The following is a 21,689-nucleotide window of genomic DNA, read 5'->3' on the forward strand; positions in this document are numbered from 1 at the left end:
CGGCGGGGAAGCTGCGTCAACCCTTGAGCCGGGCCGCTCCCCTCCGGCGTCGTCCTGGCGAAACCGGAAGGCGTGGCGTTGGCATGCCACCTCACCCCTCGCCTTCAGCCTCCAACCCCGTCCCCAGCTGATCCGCCCCCAGATCAGTCAGCTCGCATTCCAGGCATTCGACGTCGAGGCGGATGGCGCCGCCTTGGGCAAACAGCAGCAGCGCGCTCCCGCCGGGGGCGTCCTGGCCGTGGAATTCGATGCCGACAAGGTCCAGGACAGTGTCCGGCGCGTCGAGGTCGATGTCGCGCGACTTGCAGGCGAGCACGCGGTCGAACCGGAGAGCCGCCACCAGCCTGCGCGGCTCGGCTTCGCCGTCCAGCGTCTGCTCCCAGTCCAACCGGCTCATGCCGACGACCAGCCGCTTTTCACTTTGCCGCCAGATGATGTCCGAGGGCTGCACGCGGGCGTCCTGGACGTGGGCCGAGATTACGGAGAGGTCGTCGGCGTCGAGTGCGATCAGTTTGAGCTGGGGAGACATCGACGGCGCTTTCTCCTTCGGGCGGATAGGGCTCAACGCGCGCGGGCGGCGAAATTTCCCTAGAACTAATGCCCTACGGGACTAGAGGCTATTGATATCCTCCATCCCCAGCACCTTTCGCGGATACCCCTCCCGCGCAACCCGGATCATGGCGCGGCCGATCTGCTCGGTCGAGGTAACGAGCCGCGGCGAGAGCCGGCGCAGCACCGACCACAGCGGCCAACTTGCTGCATACACGGCCTGCACCCACGCAGTCTTGGAGCGGGCACCGTGGAGCGGTTGGATCGCACCGGGCCGGAACATGTAGGCCGCCTTGAATGGCAGCTTGAGCAGGTCGTTCTCGGTCTTGCCCTTGATCCGCGCCCACATCCGCGAACCCTGCTCGGTGGAATCAGTGCCGGCGCCCGTGACATAGACGAATGTCATCTGCGGATTGAGCCGTGCCAGCGCGGTCGCCGCTGCGAGCGTGATGTCATAGGTCAGATGGCGGTAGCGCTCCTCGCTCATGCCGATCGAGGAGACGCCGAGGCAGAAGAAGCAGGCATCGAAGCCGGTGAGCTGCGCTTCGATCGCCGAATAGTCCGTGAACTCGCCGTGTGTGATCTCGGTGAGCTTGGCGTGGCGCACGCCGGTCGGGCTGCGGCCGACCACGAGCACGCGATCGATGCGGGCATCGATCAGGCATTCGCGCAAAACGCCCTGCCCGACCATGCCGGTCGCGCCGAAGATGATGATCTGCATCGGGACCTCCCCGCAGCGCGCCTTCCGCGGCAGACTGACTAATGAAAAGCTGCAACCACCGGCTCACACGCGACTGGAACGTGTTCGCACCCGGCCCGTTCGAAATCAGATCGGTCCGCGCGTGGACTGAGGCCGCTCACTCCTTGAAGAACGCAAGCAGGTCCGCGTTGATGGTCTCGGCGTGCGTTGTCGGCATGCCGTGCGGGAAACCCTTGTAGGTCTTCAGCGTGCCGTTCTTCAAGAGCTTGGCCGACAGCGGCGCGGAGTCGGCGTAAGGCACGATCTGGTCGTCGTCGCCGTGCATCACCAGCACAGGCACATTGATCTTCTTCAGATCCTCGGTGAAGTCGGTTTGCGAAAACGCGACGATGCCGTCGTAATGGGCTTTCGCGCCGCCCATCATGCCCTGGCGCCACCAGTTCTGGATCACCGCTTCCGAGGGCTTTGCGCCGGGACGGTTGTAGCCATAGAAGGGGCCGGCCGCGATGTCGCGGTAGAAGCTGGCGCGGCCGGCAGCGAGCTGCACCTGGAAAGCGTCGAACACGCTCTTCGGCAGGCCGCCGGGATTGGCCTCCGTCTTCACCATCAGCGGCGGCACTGCGGAGAGGATCGCGGCCTTCGCCACCCGGCTCTCGCCGTGGCGCGCGATGTAATGCACCACTTCGCCGCCGCCCGTGGAGTGGCCGACGTGGATTGCGTTCTTGAGATCGAGATGGGCGGTCACCGCCGCAAGATCATCGGCATAATGATCCATGTCATGGCCGTCGGCGACCTGCGACGAACGGCCATGGCCGCGACGGTCATGCGCGATGACGCGATAGCCGCGCGTCACGAAGAACATCATCTGGGCGTCCCAGTCGTCGGCCGACAGCGGCCAGCCATGGCTGAACACGATCGGCTGGCCCGAGCCCCAGTCCTTGTAGAAGATCTCGACGCCGTCCTTGGTGGTGATGGTGGGCATTGTCAGGCTCCTTGTATGTTCAGGCGAACGCCATCGGTTTGAAGCGGCGCCAGGCGCCGACGGTGAGCACCACGAAGAACACCAGCACGAGGCCCTGCACCACGGCGAACACCGGACCTCCGGGCGGCGCGGGCGCCACGGCGGGAGCGAGCGCGGCGAGTGCCGGCACCTTCAGGAACGACTGGATCACCAACACGAAGACGTTGAAATAGAGCGAGATCATCGCGGTCACGATGTAGACCGGGCGCCACACCCCAGCGAGCTTCATGCCGTAGAGCGCGACGCAGGCGATCGCGAGCAGCACCAGCGAGATGATGCCGATGATATGCGACGGCAGCAGCTCCTTGAACGGAAACAGGAAGCCGGTGGCGCTGGTGAGGATCGTGAACGCTAAGAAAATCGCGGTGAGGCGCGGCATCGGCTTCGAGCCGAGCAGGCCGAACATCACGACAAGGCCGGCGGCGATGCCGATCAGGCTGATGATGACATGAACCAGCGTGAAGGCGGGCAAGCTCAACCCAAGAACCATGACATCTCTCCTACTCCATATTGAGGTCGGGATTGATATTACGGTCCTCATCGAATTGCCACACGCGCTGGCGTCACACATGCGTGCGCAGCCATGCGTCGTCGTGCGAATAGAAAACGCATGGCTGAATTATTTGCACCGCTGTCACAAACGACGGCAGTTGTAGCCCGGATGGAGCGAAGCGAAATCCGGGGCTACGAGTCGACGAAGTCGAATCGCGGTTCACACTTCCTTGGTGTCGAAGATCAACAGGTCGGCGCCGCCACTGGCGAATTTCGGCACGTCGGCACCGGTCGCCTTGCCTTCCGGGCTAGCGAATGCCGCCTGGATGTCGGCCGTGCTGTCGAAGGTGAGAATGGCGACGAGATGGATTCCGGAAGGTCCAGCGGGGGAGCCGACCGGCCCCTTGCTGATGGCGTACTTCTTCAAGCCTGGAAGTTTCTTGGCGAGCGGAATATGGGTCTCGGCATAGTATTTGTCGAAGGCCGCAGCATCCGTGGGCGTTTTATACAGCACGACGATTTCAGCCATTTAGTCCTCCCGTTAAGCGCTTCTTTGTCGATCCTCATGGTGAGGAGGCGCGCGAGCGCCCCTGCGGACTATGCTTGCGCATCGCCGCGCGAACCATGCAGGCCCGGCTTTGGCAGCTGGGCCTTCATCCTTCGAGACGCGCGCAATGCGCGCTCCTCAGGATGAGGAGATAGTCACGCATCACACCGCAAGATGGCAAGCCTCATTCGACTTGCCATTTACTTGCCTTGTCCTTGACTAAAGCGCCGGTTTTGCGGCGTCGCCGAGGAAGCCGTGCAGGGAGGCCACGACCTGGGCGCCTTCGCCGATGGCGCCGCCGACGCGCTTGACCGAGCCGGAGCGGACGTCGCCGACGGCGTACACGCCGGGCACCGACGTCTCCAGCGGCGCAACCAGCCGGCCCTGGTTCTGCTCGGACTGCGCGCCTGTGACGACGAAGCCGCCGCGATCGAGCGTGATGCCGCAGCCGTCGAGCCAGCTGGTGGCGGGATCGGCGCCGACGAACAGGAAGAGATTGCGGATGTCGGCGAAATCCTCGTCGGCCGAGAGCCGGCTCTTCCAGCGGATGCGCCGCAGCAGCGAGGCCTCGTCGCCTTCGAGCGCCGTGATCTCGGTGTTGAACATCAGTTCGATGTTCGGCGTGGCTTCGATGCGCTCGATGAGATAGCGCGACATGCTGGCGCCGAGACCGCCGCCGCGGATGATCATCAGCACTTTTTTGGCGTGCCCCGACAGGAACACAGCGGCCTGCCCCGCCGAGTTTCCGGCGCCGACCAGCGCCACTTCCTCGCCGGCGCAGAGCTTCGCCTCGACCGGCGAGGCCCAATACCAGACGCCACGGCCTTCGAACTTGTCGAGGTTCTCGATCTCGGGCCGGCGATAGCGTGCGCCGCTTGCGACCACCACCGCGCGCGAATGCAGGGGATCGCAGCCGTCAAGCGCCACCGAGAACGCGCCGTCCTTGCGCGTGCAGTCGAGCGACTTCACCGTCACCGGGATCATGATTTCCGCGCCGAACTTTTGTGCCTGGTTGAAGGCGCGCGCGGTCAGGGCCTGGCCGGAAATGCCGGTCGGAAAGCCCAGATAGTTTTCGATGCGCGCGCTGGCGCCGGCCTGGCCGCCGAAGGCGCGGGTGTCGAGCACGGCGACGGAGAGGCCTTCGGACGCGGCATACACGGCCGTGGCGAGCCCGGCTGGCCCCGAGCCGACGATCGCGACGTCGTAGATACGGTCGTTGCGCGGACCGCCGATCATGCCGATCGCGCGCGCAAGCTCGGTTTCGCCGGGATTGCGCAGCACCGCACCATCGGGTGTGACGACCAGCGGCCAGTCGTCCGGCTTGGGCGAATAACGCGCGATGACGTCGGCGGCGTCGCGATCGCGCGCGGGATCGAGCAGATGATGCGGCTGGCCGTTGCGGGTGAGGAAGCCCTGCAACCGCACCACGCCTGCCGAATGCGACGGACCGATCAGCACCACGCCGCCGACGCCGCCCTGGAGCAGATTGACCCGGCGCAGGATCAGCGCGCGCATGATGCGCTCGCCGAGTTCGGCCTCGGCGACCAGCAGCGCGCGCAGCCGCTCCGGCGGCAACAGCAGCGTCTCGACATCGCCTTCGGCGCGGCCGTCGACCAGCGCCGGCCGTCCGGAGAGCTGGCTCAGCTCGGCCAAAAATTGCCCCGGCCCCTGATCGATCAACGGCGTGACATGGCCGAGGCCGTCGCGCTGGGTGATGGCGACGTGGCCCTTGAGCACGACGAACATGCCGGGTCCCGGCTTACCGGTCTCGAACAGGAATTCCCCATCGGCATAGTTGCGGACCTCGCCGAAATGCCTGACACGCTCGATCTCGGCTGGTGTCAGCGCCGGAAAGGTCTGTTCAGGGCGGGTGAACCGCGACATCTGCGCGTCACTCTCGGGTCGTTGCGATTCGTCCTGCCCCATTGCCACGTCCATGCACTCCAAAAATTCTAGTCGCCGGTCTTGCCGGCTATCTCGCCGGCGGCCCCCTCATCTAGGGAACCATCTTCATTCTGCGAGGGGTCGGTGCTTGCGGCGCGTTCGCGCGCCTGCATCTTCCGCCGCTTCAGGTTTTCGCGCAGCGCCGATTTGAGCCGGTCGTCGCGGGACGCCCTCGCCTGTCTGGCGTCCTGCTTCGTGCTCTTGTCGTTCTCGTCTGCCATCACCGGTCCATTACAGCGATCGGCGATAACATGCCCGAGGAATAAGGCGGCTCAAGAGGCCTGCGCGATCCGATCGTGCGAAAATCGAAATGGATCGAATCCGGCGTATCGGGCAACTGGCCAGTTGGGTGGGGATATCGGAACCTATTCCGCGGAAAGTCGGCCGTTTCGCGCCAGAACAGGCATTTTGGCCCCGATATTGACCCGATTTTATCGCTTTGGCAGAGCTAGCAAGCTTGCACAGGAGGGGGCCTTGTGGCAGATATCGGCCCGCTTGGTAGGCCCTCGTGGCGGCCGATTCTTATCCCAGCACATGCTGCCGTAGCTCAGTGGTAGAGCACTCCATTGGTAATGGAGAGGTCGACAGTTCAATCCTGTCTGGCAGCACCATTCCCTCGCTCAAATCACACATGAAACAGCCTTCTCGCGGCATGAGATGCCCGAGTTTTGCTTCTACCTTGACCCTCCTCTGTGAAGAGGGCGCAGGGAAGACCGGGTGCCGGCTGGCACCCGCGGTCCGCTGCGCGAAAATGTAGCGCAAAAAGACCGCACAGCAGCATACAGGTGACGCCGAACACTCGGCCTTCCCTGCGCAGTGGGTTGACGGCTTATGCCGCGCTCTCCCCGGCGACGAGTTCCTTTTTGTCACCGTCGCCTTGCGAATTGACGATGCATTGAGACCCGGTTGAGCCTCGATCCATCTCCGCAAGGCTTGACCGTAGCAACGACGGCCAGGACCACACGATTTTGCCGTACGCAGCGATCCGGCTTCGCCAAAAGGCTTCGCCGGACACAGGCGCCGTTCGTCCGCACGCAACAGGACCTCACGAGGTTCATCTCGCCCTGGTTCCGCCTTCGCGTGCCCGACACTGCCGCGTCCACCGCCCCCCGATCCACGTACGTTACGACGGACGATCGCCCCTCTCCCTGGACCGGGATGGCGGATTGATACTGCGATTCCGAATTTCGGTAAAGTGGAATATTTTTGTGGAGGAGGGTTGACGAGATTTTGCAGGAGAGAGGTGTTTTGCCCGACGGGTCAGATTTGCCTGCCTAGCGCGCGCCTAAGCACGTATATCGCCCCACCTATGGAAGGGGATACAAGCCGACGTCGAGCAGACTTCTGCTATGGGGCCAAAAGGGGAAGTGGACCTGCATGTAATGCAGTCTTCGGCGCAATCGATCCTTCTTCTGAAGACGCCAGTTGCCGCGGTCATTCATCCTTACGTCCGCCGCGAGCAATCGTCGCCGCCTCCTGCAACGTAACGCCATGAACCAGCGGGTCTGCGTGGCGATGGACTAACTGCCATTCAGATCCGTCCTTGCGATAGATTTCCGTAACTCGGAGCGACCAGTCTTGTTTTGGTAAGCTCCCGACTTCGGCATATTGCCGCTCGACCATGACGAGAACGACCAGCTTGTCCGATGCATAGGTTTGCACGACCTCCAAGGTCGTCTCACCGTTCTTGAAAAACCGGGATAGCTTCGCCAAACGTTCAGGACTTGCGTCGAACCCGTGGCTAGTTGGGCCGCCGAATGGTTGCATTAACGTGAAGTCACTGGCGATGCGAACAAGGGCCAGCCAACGATCCATGTCCCCGCGCATGAAGGCCGCGTTTTTCGCAGCGGCGCGCTCGATAAGGTGAGCGACGTCGTCACTGGCAGCCACACTAGCGCAAAATCGAGGGGTCAACGATGCCGCAGCGACTGTCGTGATCGCGGACCGCCGTGACAGCGTTCCTGGCCAGTTTGCATGGTGTTTGGTCATTTCAGCTCCTGTGGCTAACGTTGCGCAATCCATGGAGCTTTCAGGGACATGAATCCAGTGATATAACCTCAGCAATATGCTGAACCACATTTCCTTGTCAAAAGTCGATCTTAACTTGCTGCTGGTCTTCCACACTGTGCTGGAGGAGAGCCACGTGGCGCGAGCGGCTAGCCGCTTGAACATCACCCCTTCTGCCGTAAGTCATTCACTTGGGCGGCTACGGCATCTATTTAATGACCCCCTGTTCTTACGGACGCCGAAGGGTGTTGTGCCGACGGAGCGTGCGCTGGAACTCGGCGAGCCAGTAGGAGATATCCTTTCTCGCGTAGGGCGCGTATTTGCTTCAGCTACGCCGTTCGACGCGACTACAAGTAGCCGCCGTTTTTCCATTGGCGCTCCTGATGCGATCATGGACACGGTGATGGGACCATTTGCGGGGCGGCTCAGGAGAAAGGCACCCCGTGCCGACCTGAGCTTGATCCATCTGATGCCAGGGCGGCATGCAAGCGCTGTGGAGCACCCTTGGCGGTCAAGCCTGGAGAAGCTGGAGAAGCGCGAAATCGACTTGGCCATCCTGCCCCTGGGCACAGTGCCAACCCGCTTCCAGGCAAGAAAGCTTTACGATGAGTGTTTCGTGGTCGCAATGCGCAAGGGAAACGGATTCGCCCGCGCACCAACGATTGCTGCATTCTGCAGAGCACAGCATCTTCTTGTGTCGCTCGACGGCGATCCGCGAGGTTTTGTCGACCAACTCCTGGAGAAGCGCGGCCTCCAGCGCCGCATTGTCCTGACCGTGCCCACCTTTATGATGGCACTCACGCAAATTTCAAACTCGGACTTGATAGCAACATTGCCGCGCCGCCTCGTCGAGAGATACGCGGCTCGTTTCGCGCTGCAATTGGTTGAGCTTCCTTTGAAGCGGAAGTCCGATGCAATCATGGCCATTACGACCAAGGCAGCAATGATGGATGCGGGCATTGCGTGGTTGACGGAAGAAATCGCCGCTGAGGTTGGCTCCCTCAGCTGAGGATGTCTCTTATATTCCTTAGAGCACATTTTAGGCCTGTGGGGCCTTAGCGAACCTCAACTTCCCCGCGACCGCCGCTTCGGGGTCACTTGCGGGCATCGCCCGAGCGAGAGCTCCAGTCAGTTTTGGCCAGGAATTGCATAGCATTGCTCGGTGACGAAGCATGATGGGTTTCGCAAGTGCTCTACCCATCCTACGCGAGCTGACTGGATCTACCGCCGACCACGGCGCCACGAGGCCCCGATCAGCCAGAACACGAACCGGACAAACAGGATCGCGGCCGTGATCTGGATCCAAAGGAAACCACCGAGTTCGCGCAAGACAATTTCGGCCTGAGCGCCCCAATAACCAGGAAGCGCATCGCCGACAGCTTCAATAGCGTGCGTGCCGGTTCGCAGGGCCCATCGGACCCACTCAGGCTTGTAAAAGAGCGTCGCGCCGAGCAGAATCCAAGTCAGAAAAGCAGTGCTGACTCTGAAGGAGTGCACCTTGGCGTGGTGCTTGAACGCCGCGAACCGTCCATTATCTCCGGCTTGAGCCATGTTAGTTTCCTATTCGAAGCCTACGGTGCCGGGGAGTTCGTAGGATGGGTACAGCGAAACGAAAATCCATGGAAGATTTGCGCGGTGACGAGACATGATGGGTTTCGCTTCGCTCTACCCATGCTACGCATGTCAACTCTCGTCACCCACCTGATGCCCCGCTAACCGATCGTCTGAACGGCGCAGCCGTCGGCATAGCTCGCGATTGATGTTTTGCAGGACGATCACATAGGTGTGGATATCGGCCTTGTAGCAAGCGTAGAGCTTCTGGGCGGTCAGCTCGTAAAGCACGGTCGGACTCTCCGCGACCACCGTGGCGGATCGATTTTGCATTTCAATCAGCGTCATCTCACCGAAGAAATCGCCGGGCTCCAGAACGGAAATCGGGATGACGTTGCCCGCATTCGCCCGCTTGCTCACCGCCAGCCGGCCGGATTTGACGATGAACAGCGAGCGTCCGGGCTCGCCCTCCGTCACGACGGTTGCTCCGGTATCAAATCGGCACTCAACCAGCATCGACATCAGGAGGTCGAGACTTTGATCCGGGATACCGCCGAAGAACGGTGTGGCGAGCAGGAATGCTCTCAGGTCGGGGACACTGACGGCCATCGCGCGAGGATAATCTTGACCGCCTTCCCGGGCAAGCGGAGCCGATACCAGCGCTAACGACGCCGAACGTGTTGGAACAAGGGGGTCAGCGAAAGTTTCGGAGCTCGTAGGGTGGGCGAAGCGAAGCGTGCCCACCAACCACCATTGATAGATAGATGGTAGGCACGGCGCTACGCGCCTTTGCCCTACGCTTACGGCCGCGCAATGCTGCTATCGCGCAACGTCCGCCTTCTCCAGAGATCAACCATCACCTTGACGGTCGCCGCCAGCACAGCTGCGCAAAGCGCAGCCTTCGAGATCGTCTCCATCGTCCCCTCGATCAGCAGGCAATGGGCGACGCTGCCTGCGACGATGACGATCGCGAGGGGAATATGGACGATGCGCCACGTGCGCAACCGCAATCCCAGCCGCCAGCGCAGCAGAGCCAGGAGCGCAACAATGAAGATGGCCCACATGGCGGTCACGCCGAAGGGGGAGAACGGTGTCGGTGACGTATAAGTCAGGGCGTCGATCATGTCGGGCGGGCTGGTGATCCAGAGGCCGGCGACGTGGATCACCACCGCCAGAGCCAGCGTGCCGCCGATCCGGTGGTGGGCGCGCCGGCCGCGATAGGCCGACAGTCCCGGCAGATATCCGCCGATCAGCAGGGGCTGAACGAGCACCAGACCGAGCGCAATGATGCCAGCGAAGCCGGCGAGGATGTAGACCGGGCCGCGCCATGTGAGCTGTTCGCTTCCCGCAGCGAGCGCGATCGGCACGCCGATGGCCAAGGCAAGGGCGATCCAGATCAGGGGCGCCCGGGCCGATCTCCGCCCCTTCATCTCCAATGCGATCAGGCCGGCTGCAGGACGAAGTGCGCCTCGAGGCTGGTTTCCTTTGCGCTCCGCATTATCGGCCGCAGGAAGACGGTTTTGAATTCACCGCTGTCATAGGCGAGGTGGCCATGCGGCTGGCCGAAGATGGGAATGATCTGCGGCATTTCGAGCCGGAACTTGCCGTCCTTGTCGGTGAGCGTGGCGCCATGACTCTGCGGCTCGTGCTCCTGGCCTTCGACCGTGTGCGCCCAGATCTGGATGCGCTGCCCGGCCAAGGGAGTCCCGTCGCCGGCGCGGCGCACCGTGCCGCTCATCCAGAAGCCACCCTTTCCGATCCGCTCCACGATCGCCGCGCCCTTGCGGTAGTTGTTCGCCCCGCCCGACATCGTCTCGGTCGGTGCGAGGCCGTCCGCGCGTGCAGGCAACAGCAGGCCGGGGACGCCGGTCGCCAAGAGCCCGGTTGCGAGGATCGAGCCGCCCGCGGCGAGGAGGCTCCGGCGATTGAGTACGACCGTGGTCATGTCGGTTCCTCCTGGCGAGCGTCCAATGGCTCAGTGAGTGTACAGGAAAACGCGCCAGACGCACAGTTGGGCCGGGGTACGCAGCGGGTCGCGATGACGTTGTTGTGAACGGGGTGCAGGCCGCTCGCACATGCATCAGTGATCGTCTTCTTCCTTGACCAGCGTCAACAAGCGAAGCGTCAGGAACGTGAATACGGCGACCGTCACCGCGACATCAAAAGCGCCGAGCCCGACGGAGACGCCGATGGCGCCGGTCGCCCAGAGGCTCGCGGCCGTCGCGGTCCCCTGCACCGAATTCCCCTGCTTGAGAATTGCGCCACCGCCGATGAAGCCGATGCCGGTGATGAGGCCCTCGATCACCTTCGCCATTCCGTCAGGCGAATGCACGAGCAGGCTTTCGCTGGCCTGCACGAAGCCGCAGCTTGCCATTGCGACCAGTGGAAAGGTGCGCAAGCCCGCGCTTCGCGCCCGCTTCTCGCGGTCCCAGCCAATGGGAACGGCGAGTGCGAAGGCCGCAGCCAGCGCAACGACATGAACACCGATGTTGAATCTGTCCAAAGAAAGCCCCCGAAATGAAAATCGTCGCGATTGATCAAACCGGCCGGCAACGCGGCAATGCGGCCCGCGGTTTCCATACAGGCGAATTTGCCGCATGCAGCGCAGCGATGGCCTCGTCTCCACGCGATGGAGCCGCCGGCGCAGCACCATGATCGTTTCGGCTGGTATTCCTGCGACCGGCTCCTACATGTCGAGTCCACGTTACCACCACACGCTCCATCCGGACCCTTCCATGATCCCCTTCTCCGTGCTCGACCTCGCGCCCATCCGCCAAGGCGGCGATGCGTCACAAGCGTTCCGCAATTCGCTCGATCTCGCGCAGCATGCGGAGGGCTGGGGCTACAAGCGGTTCTGGCTGGCCGAGCATCACAACATGACGGGGATCGCGAGCGCGGCGACGTCGGTGGTGATCGGGCATATCGCGGGCGGGACGAAGACGATCCGGGTCGGGTCCGGCGGGATCATGCTGCCGAACCATTCGCCGCTCGTCATCGCCGAGCAGTTCGGCACGCTGGCTTCGCTCTATCCCGGGCGGATCGATCTCGGGCTCGGGCGGGCACCGGGCACCGACCAATTTACCGCACGCGCCCTGCGGCGCGACCTCGCGACGAGTTCGGAAAACTTTCCGCAGGACGTGCTGGAGTTGCAGGCGCTGCTCGGCGACGTGCAGCCGAACCAGGCCATCCGGGCCGTGCCGGGCATGGGGACGAAGGTGCCGCTGTGGATCCTGGGATCCAGCACCTTTGGCGCGCAGCTTGCAGGCATGCTCGGCCTGCCGTTCGCGTTCGCTTCACACTTCGCACCGCAAATGATGATGCCGGCGCTGCGGGAGTATCGCGCGCGGTTCGAACCATCGGCGCAGCTCGACAAGCCCTATGCGATGGTCGGCGTCAACGTGTTCGCCGCCGACAGCGACGCGGACGCGCAGCGCATGTTCTCCTCGCTGCAGCAGCAGTTCATCAATCTGCGCCGCGGCACGCCCGGCCCGCTGCCGCCGCCGGTCGACGACATGGACGCGCTGTGGTCGCCAGCCGAGAAGGCGATGGTCGGCCAGTCGCTGTCGTGCTCGGCGGTCGGCTCGCCTGACATGGTCGAAGCGAAGCTGAAGGCGCTGATCGCCGAGACCGGCGCGGACGAATTGATGACCACGGGCCAGATCTACGACCACGCCGCGCGGCTGCGCTCGTTCGAGATCGCAGCCGGGGTAAGGGACCGGCTGGCGGGGTGAGCGCGCAGTCTGGCGCGGTCGACTTGGCAATGGCGCGTTCGTCATTGCGAGCGCAGCGAAGCAATCCAGAGTGCTTCTGCGGAAGCAAGTCTGGATTGCTTCGTCGCTCCGCTCCTCGCAATGACAGGTCGCCCTAATCCGGAAAGCCGAACAGCTTGGCCGGATTGTGCACCAAAATCTTCTCCAGCGTCGACTGGTCGGGTGCGTAGCGGTACATCAACTCCAGCAGATCGGCGTCGTTGGGCGGCTGCTTGACCGAGACCGGATGCGGCCAGTCGCTGGCCCAGACGCACCGGTCGACTGCGGCCTCGATATAGGCACGCGCGATCGGGATGACGTCGTCGTAAGGAGCGCCAAGTTTCGAGGTCTTCTCGCCGAGCGACAGCATCACCCAGAAATTGCCCTTGCCGAGCAGCTCCAGCATCTTGCGCAGGTTCGGATCGTTCCTGCCGGCTTCCGGATCGGGCCGCGCCATGTGGTCGATCAGCACGGGCACGTCGAGATTTTCGTATTTGGCGACGCTGGAGACGATGCCGTCCTTCTCGGGCTGGATCTTGACGTACCAGCCGAGCTCGCGGATGCGCGCAATGGCGCGGGCGAAATCGGCATCCGACAGCACGGCGCCGAGCTCCTGGCGGAAGCTGAAGCGCGCGCCGCGGACACCTGCATCATGAAGCTTGGCAAGATACGAATCGTTCGCCTCGGCGAACACCAGCGCGTTGGCGCAGCCGCGATAGTTCGGGCCCATCGCGGCGAGACCGTCGAGCACGACGGCATGGTCGGCGCCATACGTCGTGGTCTGCACGATGATGCCGCGCTCGATGCCGAGCGTCTTGTGCACGCGCAGCGCCGCCTCCCAGGTCGCGGTCGGCATCCGATAGGCAGCACCGGGACGCTCCGGATATTTGTCGAGGGGGCCGAGCACGTGAAACTGGCTGTCGACGGTTTTGGGCGGCGGCGCCTTGACCGGGCGGCGCGGGTTCGGGTCGAACGGCAGATAGGTCGGCATGCGCAAAACTCCCTCAGTCGATTACGGCGGTGAAGTCGCACTGCACCAGCGCGCCGCCGTCCATGTTGTCCATCGGCAGCGCGTGGCGCGCCGGGCGCGAATGCTCGTCCGGAAACATCTTGAGCCACTCGACATTCACAGGTCCGCGCTGCGTACGGTCCTTCAGCCACACCGTCATCTTGATGATGTCGTCGGTGGTGCCGCCGGCGGCCTCTACCGTCGCCTTCATATGCGCGAACATGTTGGCACATTGCGCCTCCAGGCTCTCGGGCATCGCACCAGTCGCATCGCGGCCGAGGATGACGCCCGACATCACGAGATTGCCGATGCGGCAGGCGTTCGGAATCGGGTTGGCATGCTTGAAGCCGCCGATATGGATGCTCTTGCGCCGCGTGTGACCGGTCATGATGCGCTCCCTTTCATGTGTTAGTTCAGACGAACTGGCACGACACCGAGCCGAACGCGCCATAGTCGGCATGAAACGTGTCGCCGCGGCGGATGTCGACCGGACGCGTGAACGATCCCGCCAGCACGACCTCGCCGGCGGCGAGGTGCTCTTCGTGCGGCGCGAGGCGGTTGGCGAGCCAGGCGATGCCGTTGGCGGGATGGTTGAGCACGCCGGCGGCAAGCCCGGTTTCCTCGACCTCGCCGTTGCGGAACAACAGCGCGCCTATCCAGCGCATGTCCGCATCGATCGGACGGAACGGCCGGCCGCCGAGCACCAGCGCGGCGTTCGCCGCGTTGTCCGAGATCGTGTCCATGACCTTTCGCGCCTTGCCCGTTTCGGGGTCGACGCGGTGCATGCGCGTCTCCAGGATCTCCAGCGCGGGCGTGACGTAGTCGGTGGCGTTGAGCACGTCGAAGATGGTGCAATCGGGCCCGCGCAGCGGCGCCTTCAGCACGAAGGCGAGCTCGACCTCGATCCGCGGCGCGTGAAAGCGGTCGAACGGGATGGGCGTGGCATCGGCATAGAACATGTCGGCGAACAGCACGCCGTAATCCGGCTCGGAAATGCCGACCGCGTTCTGCATCGCCTTCGAGGTCAGGCCGATCTTGTGGCCCTTGATGACCCGGCCGCGTCCGAGCTGGAGTCTGGTCCAGGCGCGCTGAACGGCATAGGCATCCTCGATGCTGAAATCGGGATGGTCTTTCGAAAACATCGTGATCAGCGTCTTGGTGCGTTCGGCTTCGTCGAGCCGCGTGGCAAGACGTTCGATCGTGGCAGTATCCAGCATGACCTATTGCTCCGCCGCGACGGTGTTGCGCAGCACGCCGATGCGGCTGGATTCGACCTCGACGACGTCACCGACTTTGAGCCAGCGCGGCGGGTCGAAGCGGGCGCCGGCGCCGGTCGGCGTGCCCGTCACGATCATGTCGCCGGGCTTGAGGGTTGCGAAGGTGGAGAGATAGGAGATCAGGAAATCGAACGGGAACATCAGCCGCTCGGTGGTGTCCTGCTGCCGCACCTCGCCGTTGACGCGCGTGACGATGTCATGAGGCCCGCGCGGATCGAGCTCGTCCGCGGTGACGATCCACGGACCGATGCTGCCGGAGCGGTCGAAATTCTTGCCCTGCGTGACGTTGAACTTGCCGTGGCGGAGCCAGTCGCGGATCGTGCCCTCGTTGCACAGCGTCATGCCGAAGATGTGCGCCCAGGCCTTTTCGCGCGGAATGTGGCGGCCGCCCTGGCCGATCACGATGACGAGCTCGCCTTCATAGTCGAGCTGCTCGGAGACGTGAGGCTTCTCCAGCGGCTGGCCTGAGCCCGTCATCGAGGACATGCTGCGCACGAACAGACTGGGATATTTGGGCAGGTCAGAGCTGTCCTTATACTCCGCATTGCGCTCGGCGTAATTGACTCCGATGCACCAGAGCTTTTCCGGCGCCAGCACCGGCGGAAGCAGCACGAGCTCTTCCAGCGCGTAGTCCGGCTTTTGTCCGGCGACGGCTTCCTGCGCGTCGGCCAGCGCGTTGGCTGCGATCAGCGCCCTGACGTCGGAGAAGTCGCGGCCGATCCGCCGGGTCAGATCGACGACACCGCCTTCCATGACGGCACCGTAGCGCGGCTCTCCGTCCACGAGATAGCTTAGGAGTCGCATGGTCGTTCTCCAATGGTCTTGGGGCGCGCGCGGGGGCGGCGCGCTCAGTCTTTCGATTTGGGAGTCTGGAACACGCCGTGCAGCGTCACGATCTCGCCGAGCCGGGCGTAGCGCGGCCCGCCGATGCGCGCGATCGGATCGAGCGCGACGGTTTCGACCTTGCCGTCGTTCACGAGGCCGTCGCGGAGGTGGAACATCACGACTTCGCCCACGATGAGACGGCTGCGGGCGTCGCCGAATTCGAGGCACTGCCGAAAGCGGCACTCCATCGCAACGGGTGCAACGCTGAGCCGCGGCACCTTGATGCGCTCGCTCGGGAGCGTCTCAAGGCCGAGCTCCGCGACCTCGCTGATCTCGGGCGGATGCTCGACCGATGAGTCGTGCACCGCCTGCATCAGCGGGGTATCGGCGATGTGGATCACGTATTCCTCGGTATCGAGGATGTTATGCGCGGTGTCCTTGTAGTCCGCGCCCTTGCGGCCGACGCTGATCGCGAGCATCGGCGGCTTCTGCGAGACGAAGGTGAAGGCGCTGAACGGCGCGAGGTTGAGCACGCCTGCGCGCGACAGGCTCGTCACCCAGGCGATCGGACGCGGCACCACGATGCCCGTCATCAGCCGGTAGATGCGCTCGGCGCCGAGCTCGCTGGGGTCGATCCGCATCGATCAATCCGCCTTGATGTTGGCCTTGCGCACGATCGGAATCCATTTGGCGTCCTCGCGCGCGAGATAGGCCTTGAATTCGTCGGGCGTCATCGCGACGGCTTCACCGCCGAGCTTCTCGAACTTGTCGACCACGGCGGGGTCCTTCAGGATCGCGGTCAGTGCCTCGTGCAGCTTGTCGATCACGGGCGCCGGCGTGCCTGCCGGTGCGAACAGGCCGGTGAAGGTCTGGCCGTCAAAATCCTTGTAACCAAGCTCGGCGAAGGTCGGCACGTCGGGCAGCGACTTCAGGCGGTGCGGGCTGGTGACGGCCAGCGCCCGGAACAGACCGGCCTTGATGTGCTGCAGGCTGACCGTGAGCTGGTCGAACGCGAACTGCACCTGCCCGCCCAAGAGATCGTTGACGGCAGGCGCATTGCCGCGATAATGCGCGGTGACCCATTGCAGGTCGAGGCTGGACTGCATCAGCTCGCTGAGCAGATGATTGGTGGTGCCGGGGCCGGGCGAGGCCATCGTCAGCTTGCCCGGCTCGCGCTTGGCGAGGTCGATGAATTCCTTGAAGGTGGTCGCCTGCACCGACGGATGCACCTCGAGCACCAACGGCGTCATCGAGATCGTCGTGATCGGCAGGAAGTCCTTCTTCCAATTGTAGGCGTCGCGCTTGTTGATTTCGGTCGCGAACAGCACCGGGCCGTTGGCGCCGACGAACAGCGTGTAGCCGTCGGGCGCGGATTTCGCGAAGGCCTCGCCCGCGATCATGCCGCCGGCGCCCGCCTTGTTCTCGATGATGAACGGCTGGCCGAGCTTTTCCTGGAGCTTGTCCGCGATGATGCGCGCGGCGCTATCGACATTGCCGCCGGCCGGATAGGGCACGATCAGCTTGACGTTGCGCGCCGGCCATTGCTGGCCCGACGCCGGTCCCGTCAACATCGCCGCTGCGGCAGCTAGGGCAATCCAGATTAATCGCATGTTAACCTCCCGGCGGCGCTTCCAAATTTTACGTCGATTTGCCTGACGTCGTACACGGCATGTCGATTCGGAGCGCAATCTCCAGATGGGCGCTTTACCTGTCGAGTGAATTGTGGCGTTCTCGTCCATATTATGGACAAGACGACTTCCGCGAAATCCACCCGCCGCATCACGGGACCGCGACAGGGCGCGCAGGCGATCCGGCGCGCGCTCGCGGTGCTGCGCATCCTTGCCGCAGGCCGCGAAGACGGCGTGCTGCTGGCCGAGGTATTGCGGGCGACCGGCCTCACCCGCCCGACCGTGCACCGCATCGTCCACGTGCTGATCGAGGAAGGCATCGTCGAACGGCATGACCGGACCGGCCGCTACGCGATCGGCAACCAGGTGCCGGAGCTCGCGCTCGCACGGCCTCGGCCGTCGCGGCTGCTGATCGCGGCAAATCCGTCGCTGCAACGCGCCTCGGCCGAGATCGGCGACACGCTGTTCCTGACGGTGCGGACCGGCAATGACACGCTGTGCGTCGATCGCCGGATTGGCGTCTATCCGATCCAGGTGCTGTCGATCGAGGTCGGCGCGCGCCGCCCGCTCGGCGTCTCCAGCGCCGGCGTCGCCCTACACGCCCCGCTGCCGGCGCCGGACGCGCGAAAAAAAGTCGCAGCCAACGAGAAGAGACTGGAGGCCTACCGGACCGATGTTGCGACGGTGCTGGGCCAGGTCACCGCCGCAAGACGGCTGGGATACGGCATGAGGGAAATTGGTCTCGTGCAGGGCACGAAGTCGATCTCGACCTGGATCAAGACCCCGGACGGCCGTCCCGCTGCCGCCATGACCGTCTCCGCCGTTCGCACCAGGCTCGGCCCACGACGCGAACAGGAGGTCGCGGAGATCCTGCTGCGGGAGGCGCGGATCATCGAGCAGGCGATCCGGGGTTAGACAACGCTGTCAATGGGCTGACGCCGCGCGCCATTTTATGGCACAAGAGCCGCCTCCGCCGACCGAGCAACGAGGCCCCGCATGCCCGCGCCAAAACCGCCTGCCTTCGAGACCCTGAGCCTGCATGCGGGCCAGCATCCGGATCCCGCGACCGGCGCCCGCGCGGTGCCGATCTACCAGACCACGTCCTACGTGTTCCAGGATTCCGATCACGCCGCCGCGCTGTTCAATCTCGAACGCGCCGGCCACATCTATACGCGCATCTCCAATCCGACCACCGGCGTGCTGGAAGAACGGCTTGCGGCGCTGGAAGGCGGCGTCGGCGCGATCTGCACCGCGAGCGGCATGGCGGCGCTGCATCTGGCCATCGCCACGCTTCTGAACGCCGGCGACCATATCGTGGCATCGAGCTCGCTCTATGGCGGCACCATCAATTTGCTGGCGCACACGCTGCCGCGCTTCGGCATCACCACAACGTTCGTCAAGCCGCGCGATCTCGACGCGTTCCGCGCGGCGATCAAGCCGAACACGAAGCTGATGATCGGCGAGACCATCGGCAATCCCGGGCTCGAGGTGCTGGACATTCCGAACGTCGCTTCGATCGCGCATGACGCGAAGATTCCGCTGCTGATCGACAACACCTTTGCCACGCCCTATCTCAGCCGTCCGATCGAGCTCGGCGCCGACATCGTCATGCATTCGGCGACCAAATGGATCGGCGGCCACGGCATCGCGATCGGCGGCGCCATCGTCGACGGCGGTCGTTTCGACTGGCGTTCATCCGGAAAATTCGGCGTGCTGACCGAGCCCTATGGCGGCTATCACGGGATCGTCTTCGACGAGCAGTTCGGCACCGCCGCCTTCATCATGCGCGCGCGCACCGAAGGCCTGCGCGATTTCGGCGCTTGTCTATCGCCGACCAACGCCTTCCAGCTGTTGCAGGGCGTCGAGACGCTCGGCGTGCGCATGGACCGCCACATGCAGAACACGCACCTCGTGCTGGAAGCACTGAAAGCCAACAAGGCGGTCGATTGGGTGCTGCATCCCTCGCTCGAAGATCATGCGGACTACCAGCTCGCAACACAATTACTGCCGCGCGGCGCCGGCTCGATCGTCTCCTTCGGCATCAAGGGGGGCCGGCCCGCGGGCCGCAAATTCATCGAATCGCTGCGCATGATCAGTCATCTCGCCAATGTCGGCGACGCCAAGACGCTGGTGATCCACCCCGCCTCGACCACGCACCAGCAGATGGACGCCGAGCAGCTCAAGGCCTCGGGCATCGGCGAGGAGCTGGTGCGACTCTCGGTCGGCATCGAGACCGCAAGCGACATCATCGACGATCTCACCCAAGCGCTGCGCATCTCGCAAAAGGTCTGACACCATGAAGCTCTCCGTCAACGGCGCCGAGGTGCTGGTCGCAACCGGCGGCCGCGACTTCGACAGATCCCTGCCCGCCGTCGTCTTCCTCCACGGCGCCGGTTTCGACCGTTCGACCTGGGCACTGCACACCCGCTGGTTCGCGCATCACGGCTTTGGCGTGCTGGCGCCGGATCTGCCCGGCCACGGCCGCTCGCCCGGACCTTCGCTCGGCAGCATCGCCGAAATGGCCGACTGGACGGCGGCCCTGCTCGATGCGGCCGGAGCGACGAAAGCGCATCTGATCGGCCATTCCATGGGATCGCTGATCTCGCTGGAGACGGCCGCACGTCACCCCGACAAGGTTTCCGCGCTCAGCCTGATCGGCACGGCCGCGACCATGACGGTCGGCCCGGATCTGCTGAAGGCGGCCGAAGCCAATTCGCAGGATGCCAACGACATGGTCTCGATCTGGGGCCTCGGCTTCAACGCCGAGCTCGGCGGCAGCCTCGCACCGGGCCTGTGGATGCATGGCGGCGCGCAGGCCGTATTGAAACACAGCGAGCCGGGCGTGCTGTTCCGGGATTTGTCGGCCTGCAATGCTTACGCGAATGCGCTGCAAGCAGCCGCAAGCGTGAAGGTGCCCACGACGCTCATCCTCGGCGAACGGGACATGATGACGCCGGTGAAGGCCGGCAAGGCACTTGCCGCCGCGATCCCGCATGCGAAGACCGTCGTGGTGCCCGGCGCGGGCCACATGATCATGGCCGAACGCCCCGATGAACTGCTCGCTGCGCTACGGAACTGACAGGATCAATCGTCCATCTTGCGCGTTGCGGTCAGACATTCCCGTGAATTCCAGAGGGAACTGGACCCATGCCAAGACAGGAAGTCATTCGCAAAGCCAGGCAAGACAAGCGTGCCGGAAAATCGGCAAGCACGCAGGCCGGTGAATTCGTCAAGGACCAGATCGACAAGATCCGCAAGGGCAAGCATGGCGCCCGCTCGACGAAGCAGGCCATCGCCATCGGTCTGTCCGAAGCGCGCCGCGCCGGCGTCGATCTGCCGCCACCGCGCAAAGGTCGCGTCAAGAAGGCGACGCGCCGCAGCGCCAAATATGCCTATGACGTCGGTCAGGGCAAACGCACCCCGAAGCGCCGGCCGCGCGTGTCGCAAGCAGTCGAAAAGGTTTTGAAGAAGGAGCCGCGCTCGACCGCATCGCGCAGCGCACTGTCGAAGCAGGGCAAGCGCGCCGCGAGCCGGCGAACGGCCGCGTCGCGTTCAGCCGCCGCGCGCAAGGCGAGCCGCACCAAGGGCGTCAAGGCCCGCTCCACCGCCGCAAAGAAGGCGGCACGCACCAGGGCGCGCCGCCGGAGCTGATCAGTTCGCGCGCCGGCCCCGCTCGGAGAATACCGCACGGGCGGCGCGCTCCGCCTCGCGCGCCGAGCGGAACTGGCGGCCTTCGAGGCTGTCGAACAGACGCTCGGAGGAGAAGAAGCGGAAGCCGCGCGTATCCCTCGTGACGATGCCGGCGGCGCGGTCGTGGATCTCGATGACGTAGGCATTCGATTGAGTTCGGGACATGACTGCTCGTCCGCCGGGTCTCGGCGTTCCTGTCTTTGGATTTGCTTCTTGGGATTTGCTGGGTGAGGTGCTGCTAGGAGGCGGCGGTCAGCAACAACAACATGCGCCGGTGGCCGCCGAGAAACAGCGGCGCGTCATGCACGCATGCATGTCATTGTTACTGCGCTGGTGATCGGTTCTCATATCGCGGCTTCGGCTCGAAGGAGCAGTGTCGATGCGTCGAATATCGAGCGTTTAGCGCGAACGGTCAATGAAATGTCTATCCGTAATTGCGATGAGCGCGCAGGGGCGCTTCTCCGCGTGCGAGCGCCGGCAAACGAATTCATCTCGCGATGAGTTCTTCCTTCTCCCCTTGCGGGAGAAGGTGGCGCGAAGCGCCGGATGAGGGGTTTGCCTCCGCGAATCCTCAAGAGAGTCGCACGCGGAGAGAGACCCCTCACCCGTGGGGGGGGGGGGGGGGGGGGGCGCCCCCCCCCCCCCCCCCGCGGGGGGGCCGCCCCCCCCCCACCCCCCCCCCCCCCGCCCCCCGCCCGCG

At 64.1% G+C, this 21,689-nt stretch carries 27 protein-coding genes and 1 tRNA gene; 8 read left to right on the forward strand and 20 right to left on the reverse strand.

Annotation, left to right across the window (positions count from 1 at the left end; translation table 11 throughout):
• Positions 1–91: 91 nt before the first annotated feature.
• From AC0L23_RS09725 to AC0L23_RS09755, 7 genes are all read right to left on the reverse strand, one after another.
• On the reverse strand, positions 92–529 hold the full coding sequence (locus AC0L23_RS09725; RefSeq protein WP_026232464.1) for a DUF2948 family protein: 438 nt from the start codon (positions 527–529) through the stop codon (positions 92–94).
• An 81-nt stretch (positions 530–610) separates the two neighbouring features.
• Positions 611–1,270, reverse strand: coding sequence for an NAD(P)H-binding protein (locus tag AC0L23_RS09730; protein ID WP_085384264.1), 660 nt, complete (start codon positions 1,268–1,270; stop codon positions 611–613).
• 136 nt (positions 1,271–1,406) lie between these two features.
• Complete coding sequence (locus AC0L23_RS09735) at positions 1,407–2,231, reverse strand: alpha/beta fold hydrolase (protein ID WP_085348318.1); 825 nt, start codon at positions 2,229–2,231, stop codon at positions 1,407–1,409.
• A gap of 19 nt (positions 2,232–2,250) precedes the next feature.
• Positions 2,251–2,760: a hypothetical protein gene (locus AC0L23_RS09740; RefSeq protein WP_085361129.1), complete on the reverse strand. Its 510-nt coding sequence runs from the start codon at positions 2,758–2,760 to the stop codon at positions 2,251–2,253.
• Between the two features lie 222 nt (positions 2,761–2,982).
• Positions 2,983–3,291, reverse strand: coding sequence for an EthD family reductase (locus AC0L23_RS09745; protein ID WP_007615494.1), 309 nt, complete (start codon positions 3,289–3,291; stop codon positions 2,983–2,985).
• A 237-nt stretch (positions 3,292–3,528) separates the two neighbouring features.
• Positions 3,529–5,235, reverse strand: a complete 1,707-nt coding sequence (locus tag AC0L23_RS09750; RefSeq protein ID WP_085384273.1) for an FAD-dependent oxidoreductase — start codon at positions 5,233–5,235, stop codon at positions 3,529–3,531.
• A 26-nt stretch (positions 5,236–5,261) separates the two neighbouring features.
• Entirely contained in the window at positions 5,262–5,474 is a 213-nt protein-coding gene (locus AC0L23_RS09755; RefSeq protein WP_085361131.1) for a hypothetical protein, read from the reverse strand.
• A 315-nt stretch (positions 5,475–5,789) separates the two neighbouring features.
• On the opposite strand from AC0L23_RS09755, the gene AC0L23_RS09760 reads away from it, so the two are divergent.
• Positions 5,790–5,864, forward strand: a tRNA-Thr gene (locus AC0L23_RS09760).
• Positions 5,865–6,687: 823 nt separating this feature from the next.
• Here AC0L23_RS09760 and AC0L23_RS09765 read toward each other — a convergent pair.
• Positions 6,688–7,242 carry a YybH family protein gene (locus tag AC0L23_RS09765; RefSeq protein ID WP_240543314.1) on the reverse strand — a complete coding sequence of 185 codons (555 nt, stop codon included), beginning with the start codon at positions 7,240–7,242 and terminating at the stop codon, positions 6,688–6,690.
• 76 nt (positions 7,243–7,318) lie between these two features.
• On the opposite strand from AC0L23_RS09765, the gene AC0L23_RS09770 reads away from it, so the two are divergent.
• Complete coding sequence (locus AC0L23_RS09770) at positions 7,319–8,269, forward strand: LysR family transcriptional regulator (protein ID WP_085361133.1); 951 nt, start codon at positions 7,319–7,321, stop codon at positions 8,267–8,269.
• Between the two features lie 212 nt (positions 8,270–8,481).
• Here AC0L23_RS09770 and AC0L23_RS09775 read toward each other — a convergent pair whose 3' ends face one another.
• The 5 genes from AC0L23_RS09775 to AC0L23_RS09795 form a co-directional block, all read right to left on the reverse strand.
• Positions 8,482–8,811, reverse strand: coding sequence for a hypothetical protein (locus tag AC0L23_RS09775; RefSeq protein WP_085361134.1), 330 nt, complete (start codon positions 8,809–8,811; stop codon positions 8,482–8,484).
• Positions 8,812–8,943: 132 nt separating this feature from the next.
• On the reverse strand, positions 8,944–9,420 hold the full coding sequence (locus AC0L23_RS09780) for a Crp/Fnr family transcriptional regulator (protein ID WP_018453100.1): 477 nt from the start codon (positions 9,418–9,420) through the stop codon (positions 8,944–8,946).
• A gap of 191 nt (positions 9,421–9,611) precedes the next feature.
• Entirely contained in the window at positions 9,612–10,241 is a 630-nt protein-coding gene (locus AC0L23_RS09785) for a ferric reductase-like transmembrane domain-containing protein (RefSeq protein ID WP_085384265.1), read from the reverse strand.
• An 11-nt stretch (positions 10,242–10,252) separates the two neighbouring features.
• Positions 10,253–10,756: a peptidase associated/transthyretin-like domain-containing protein gene (locus tag AC0L23_RS09790; protein ID WP_018453098.1), complete on the reverse strand. Its 504-nt coding sequence runs from the start codon at positions 10,754–10,756 to the stop codon at positions 10,253–10,255.
• 135 nt (positions 10,757–10,891) lie between these two features.
• Positions 10,892–11,314 carry an MgtC/SapB family protein gene (locus AC0L23_RS09795; protein WP_018453097.1) on the reverse strand — a complete coding sequence of 141 codons (423 nt, stop codon included), beginning with the start codon at positions 11,312–11,314 and terminating at the stop codon, positions 10,892–10,894.
• A gap of 232 nt (positions 11,315–11,546) precedes the next feature.
• Here AC0L23_RS09795 and AC0L23_RS09800 point away from each other — a divergent pair, with 232 nt between their 5' ends.
• A complete protein-coding gene (locus tag AC0L23_RS09800) occupies positions 11,547–12,542 on the forward strand; it encodes an LLM class flavin-dependent oxidoreductase (RefSeq protein WP_085361187.1) in 996 nt (331 codons plus the stop codon).
• Between the two features lie 133 nt (positions 12,543–12,675).
• On the opposite strand, the gene AC0L23_RS09805 is transcribed toward AC0L23_RS09800, so the two are convergent.
• Genes AC0L23_RS09805 through AC0L23_RS09830 form a run of 6 tightly spaced genes read right to left on the reverse strand, consistent with a single transcriptional unit; the run spans position 12,676 to position 17,281 of the window.
• Positions 12,676–13,551, reverse strand: coding sequence for an amidohydrolase family protein (locus tag AC0L23_RS09805; RefSeq protein WP_085361136.1), 876 nt, complete (start codon positions 13,549–13,551; stop codon positions 12,676–12,678).
• Between the two features lie 13 nt (positions 13,552–13,564).
• Positions 13,565–13,957 (reverse strand): RidA family protein, encoded by a 393-nt coding sequence (locus tag AC0L23_RS09810; protein WP_018453094.1) that lies wholly within the window; start codon positions 13,955–13,957, stop codon positions 13,565–13,567.
• A 25-nt stretch (positions 13,958–13,982) separates the two neighbouring features.
• Complete coding sequence (gene hpaH, locus AC0L23_RS09815; protein ID WP_473356829.1) at positions 13,983–14,786, reverse strand: 2-oxo-hept-4-ene-1,7-dioate hydratase; 804 nt, start codon at positions 14,784–14,786, stop codon at positions 13,983–13,985.
• A gap of 3 nt (positions 14,787–14,789) precedes the next feature.
• Positions 14,790–15,650, reverse strand: a complete 861-nt coding sequence (locus AC0L23_RS09820) for a fumarylacetoacetate hydrolase family protein (protein WP_018453092.1) — start codon at positions 15,648–15,650, stop codon at positions 14,790–14,792.
• A gap of 44 nt (positions 15,651–15,694) precedes the next feature.
• Positions 15,695–16,312: a flavin reductase family protein gene (locus AC0L23_RS09825; RefSeq protein ID WP_018453091.1), complete on the reverse strand. Its 618-nt coding sequence runs from the start codon at positions 16,310–16,312 to the stop codon at positions 15,695–15,697.
• A 3-nt stretch (positions 16,313–16,315) separates the two neighbouring features.
• Positions 16,316–17,281, reverse strand: coding sequence for a Bug family tripartite tricarboxylate transporter substrate binding protein (locus AC0L23_RS09830; protein WP_085351540.1), 966 nt, complete (start codon positions 17,279–17,281; stop codon positions 16,316–16,318).
• Positions 17,282–17,413: 132 nt separating this feature from the next.
• On the opposite strand from AC0L23_RS09830, the gene AC0L23_RS09835 reads away from it, so the two are divergent.
• From AC0L23_RS09835 to AC0L23_RS09850, 4 genes are all read left to right on the forward strand, one after another.
• Entirely contained in the window at positions 17,414–18,214 is an 801-nt protein-coding gene (locus AC0L23_RS09835; protein WP_473356830.1) for an IclR family transcriptional regulator, read from the forward strand.
• An 81-nt stretch (positions 18,215–18,295) separates the two neighbouring features.
• Positions 18,296–19,591, forward strand: a complete 1,296-nt coding sequence (locus AC0L23_RS09840) for an O-acetylhomoserine aminocarboxypropyltransferase (RefSeq protein WP_085351542.1) — start codon at positions 18,296–18,298, stop codon at positions 19,589–19,591.
• A gap of 4 nt (positions 19,592–19,595) precedes the next feature.
• Positions 19,596–20,378 (forward strand): alpha/beta fold hydrolase, encoded by a 783-nt coding sequence (locus AC0L23_RS09845; protein WP_085361139.1) that lies wholly within the window; start codon positions 19,596–19,598, stop codon positions 20,376–20,378.
• A 68-nt stretch (positions 20,379–20,446) separates the two neighbouring features.
• Complete coding sequence (locus tag AC0L23_RS09850; protein WP_085351544.1) at positions 20,447–20,950, forward strand: DUF6496 domain-containing protein; 504 nt, start codon at positions 20,447–20,449, stop codon at positions 20,948–20,950.
• Here the strand turns inward: AC0L23_RS09850 and AC0L23_RS09855 are convergent, their stop codons facing one another.
• Complete coding sequence (locus AC0L23_RS09855) at positions 20,951–21,154, reverse strand: hypothetical protein (RefSeq protein WP_018453086.1); 204 nt, start codon at positions 21,152–21,154, stop codon at positions 20,951–20,953.
• On the opposite strand from AC0L23_RS09855, the gene AC0L23_RS09860 reads away from it, so the two are divergent.
• Positions 21,153–21,326 carry a hypothetical protein gene (locus AC0L23_RS09860; protein ID WP_158091562.1) on the forward strand — a complete coding sequence of 58 codons (174 nt, stop codon included), beginning with the start codon at positions 21,153–21,155 and terminating at the stop codon, positions 21,324–21,326. The genes AC0L23_RS09855 and AC0L23_RS09860 overlap by 2 nt on opposite strands.
• Positions 21,327–21,689 lie beyond the last annotated feature (363 nt).

It is taken from the genome of Bradyrhizobium sp. MI1.4, from assembly GCF_055811315.1.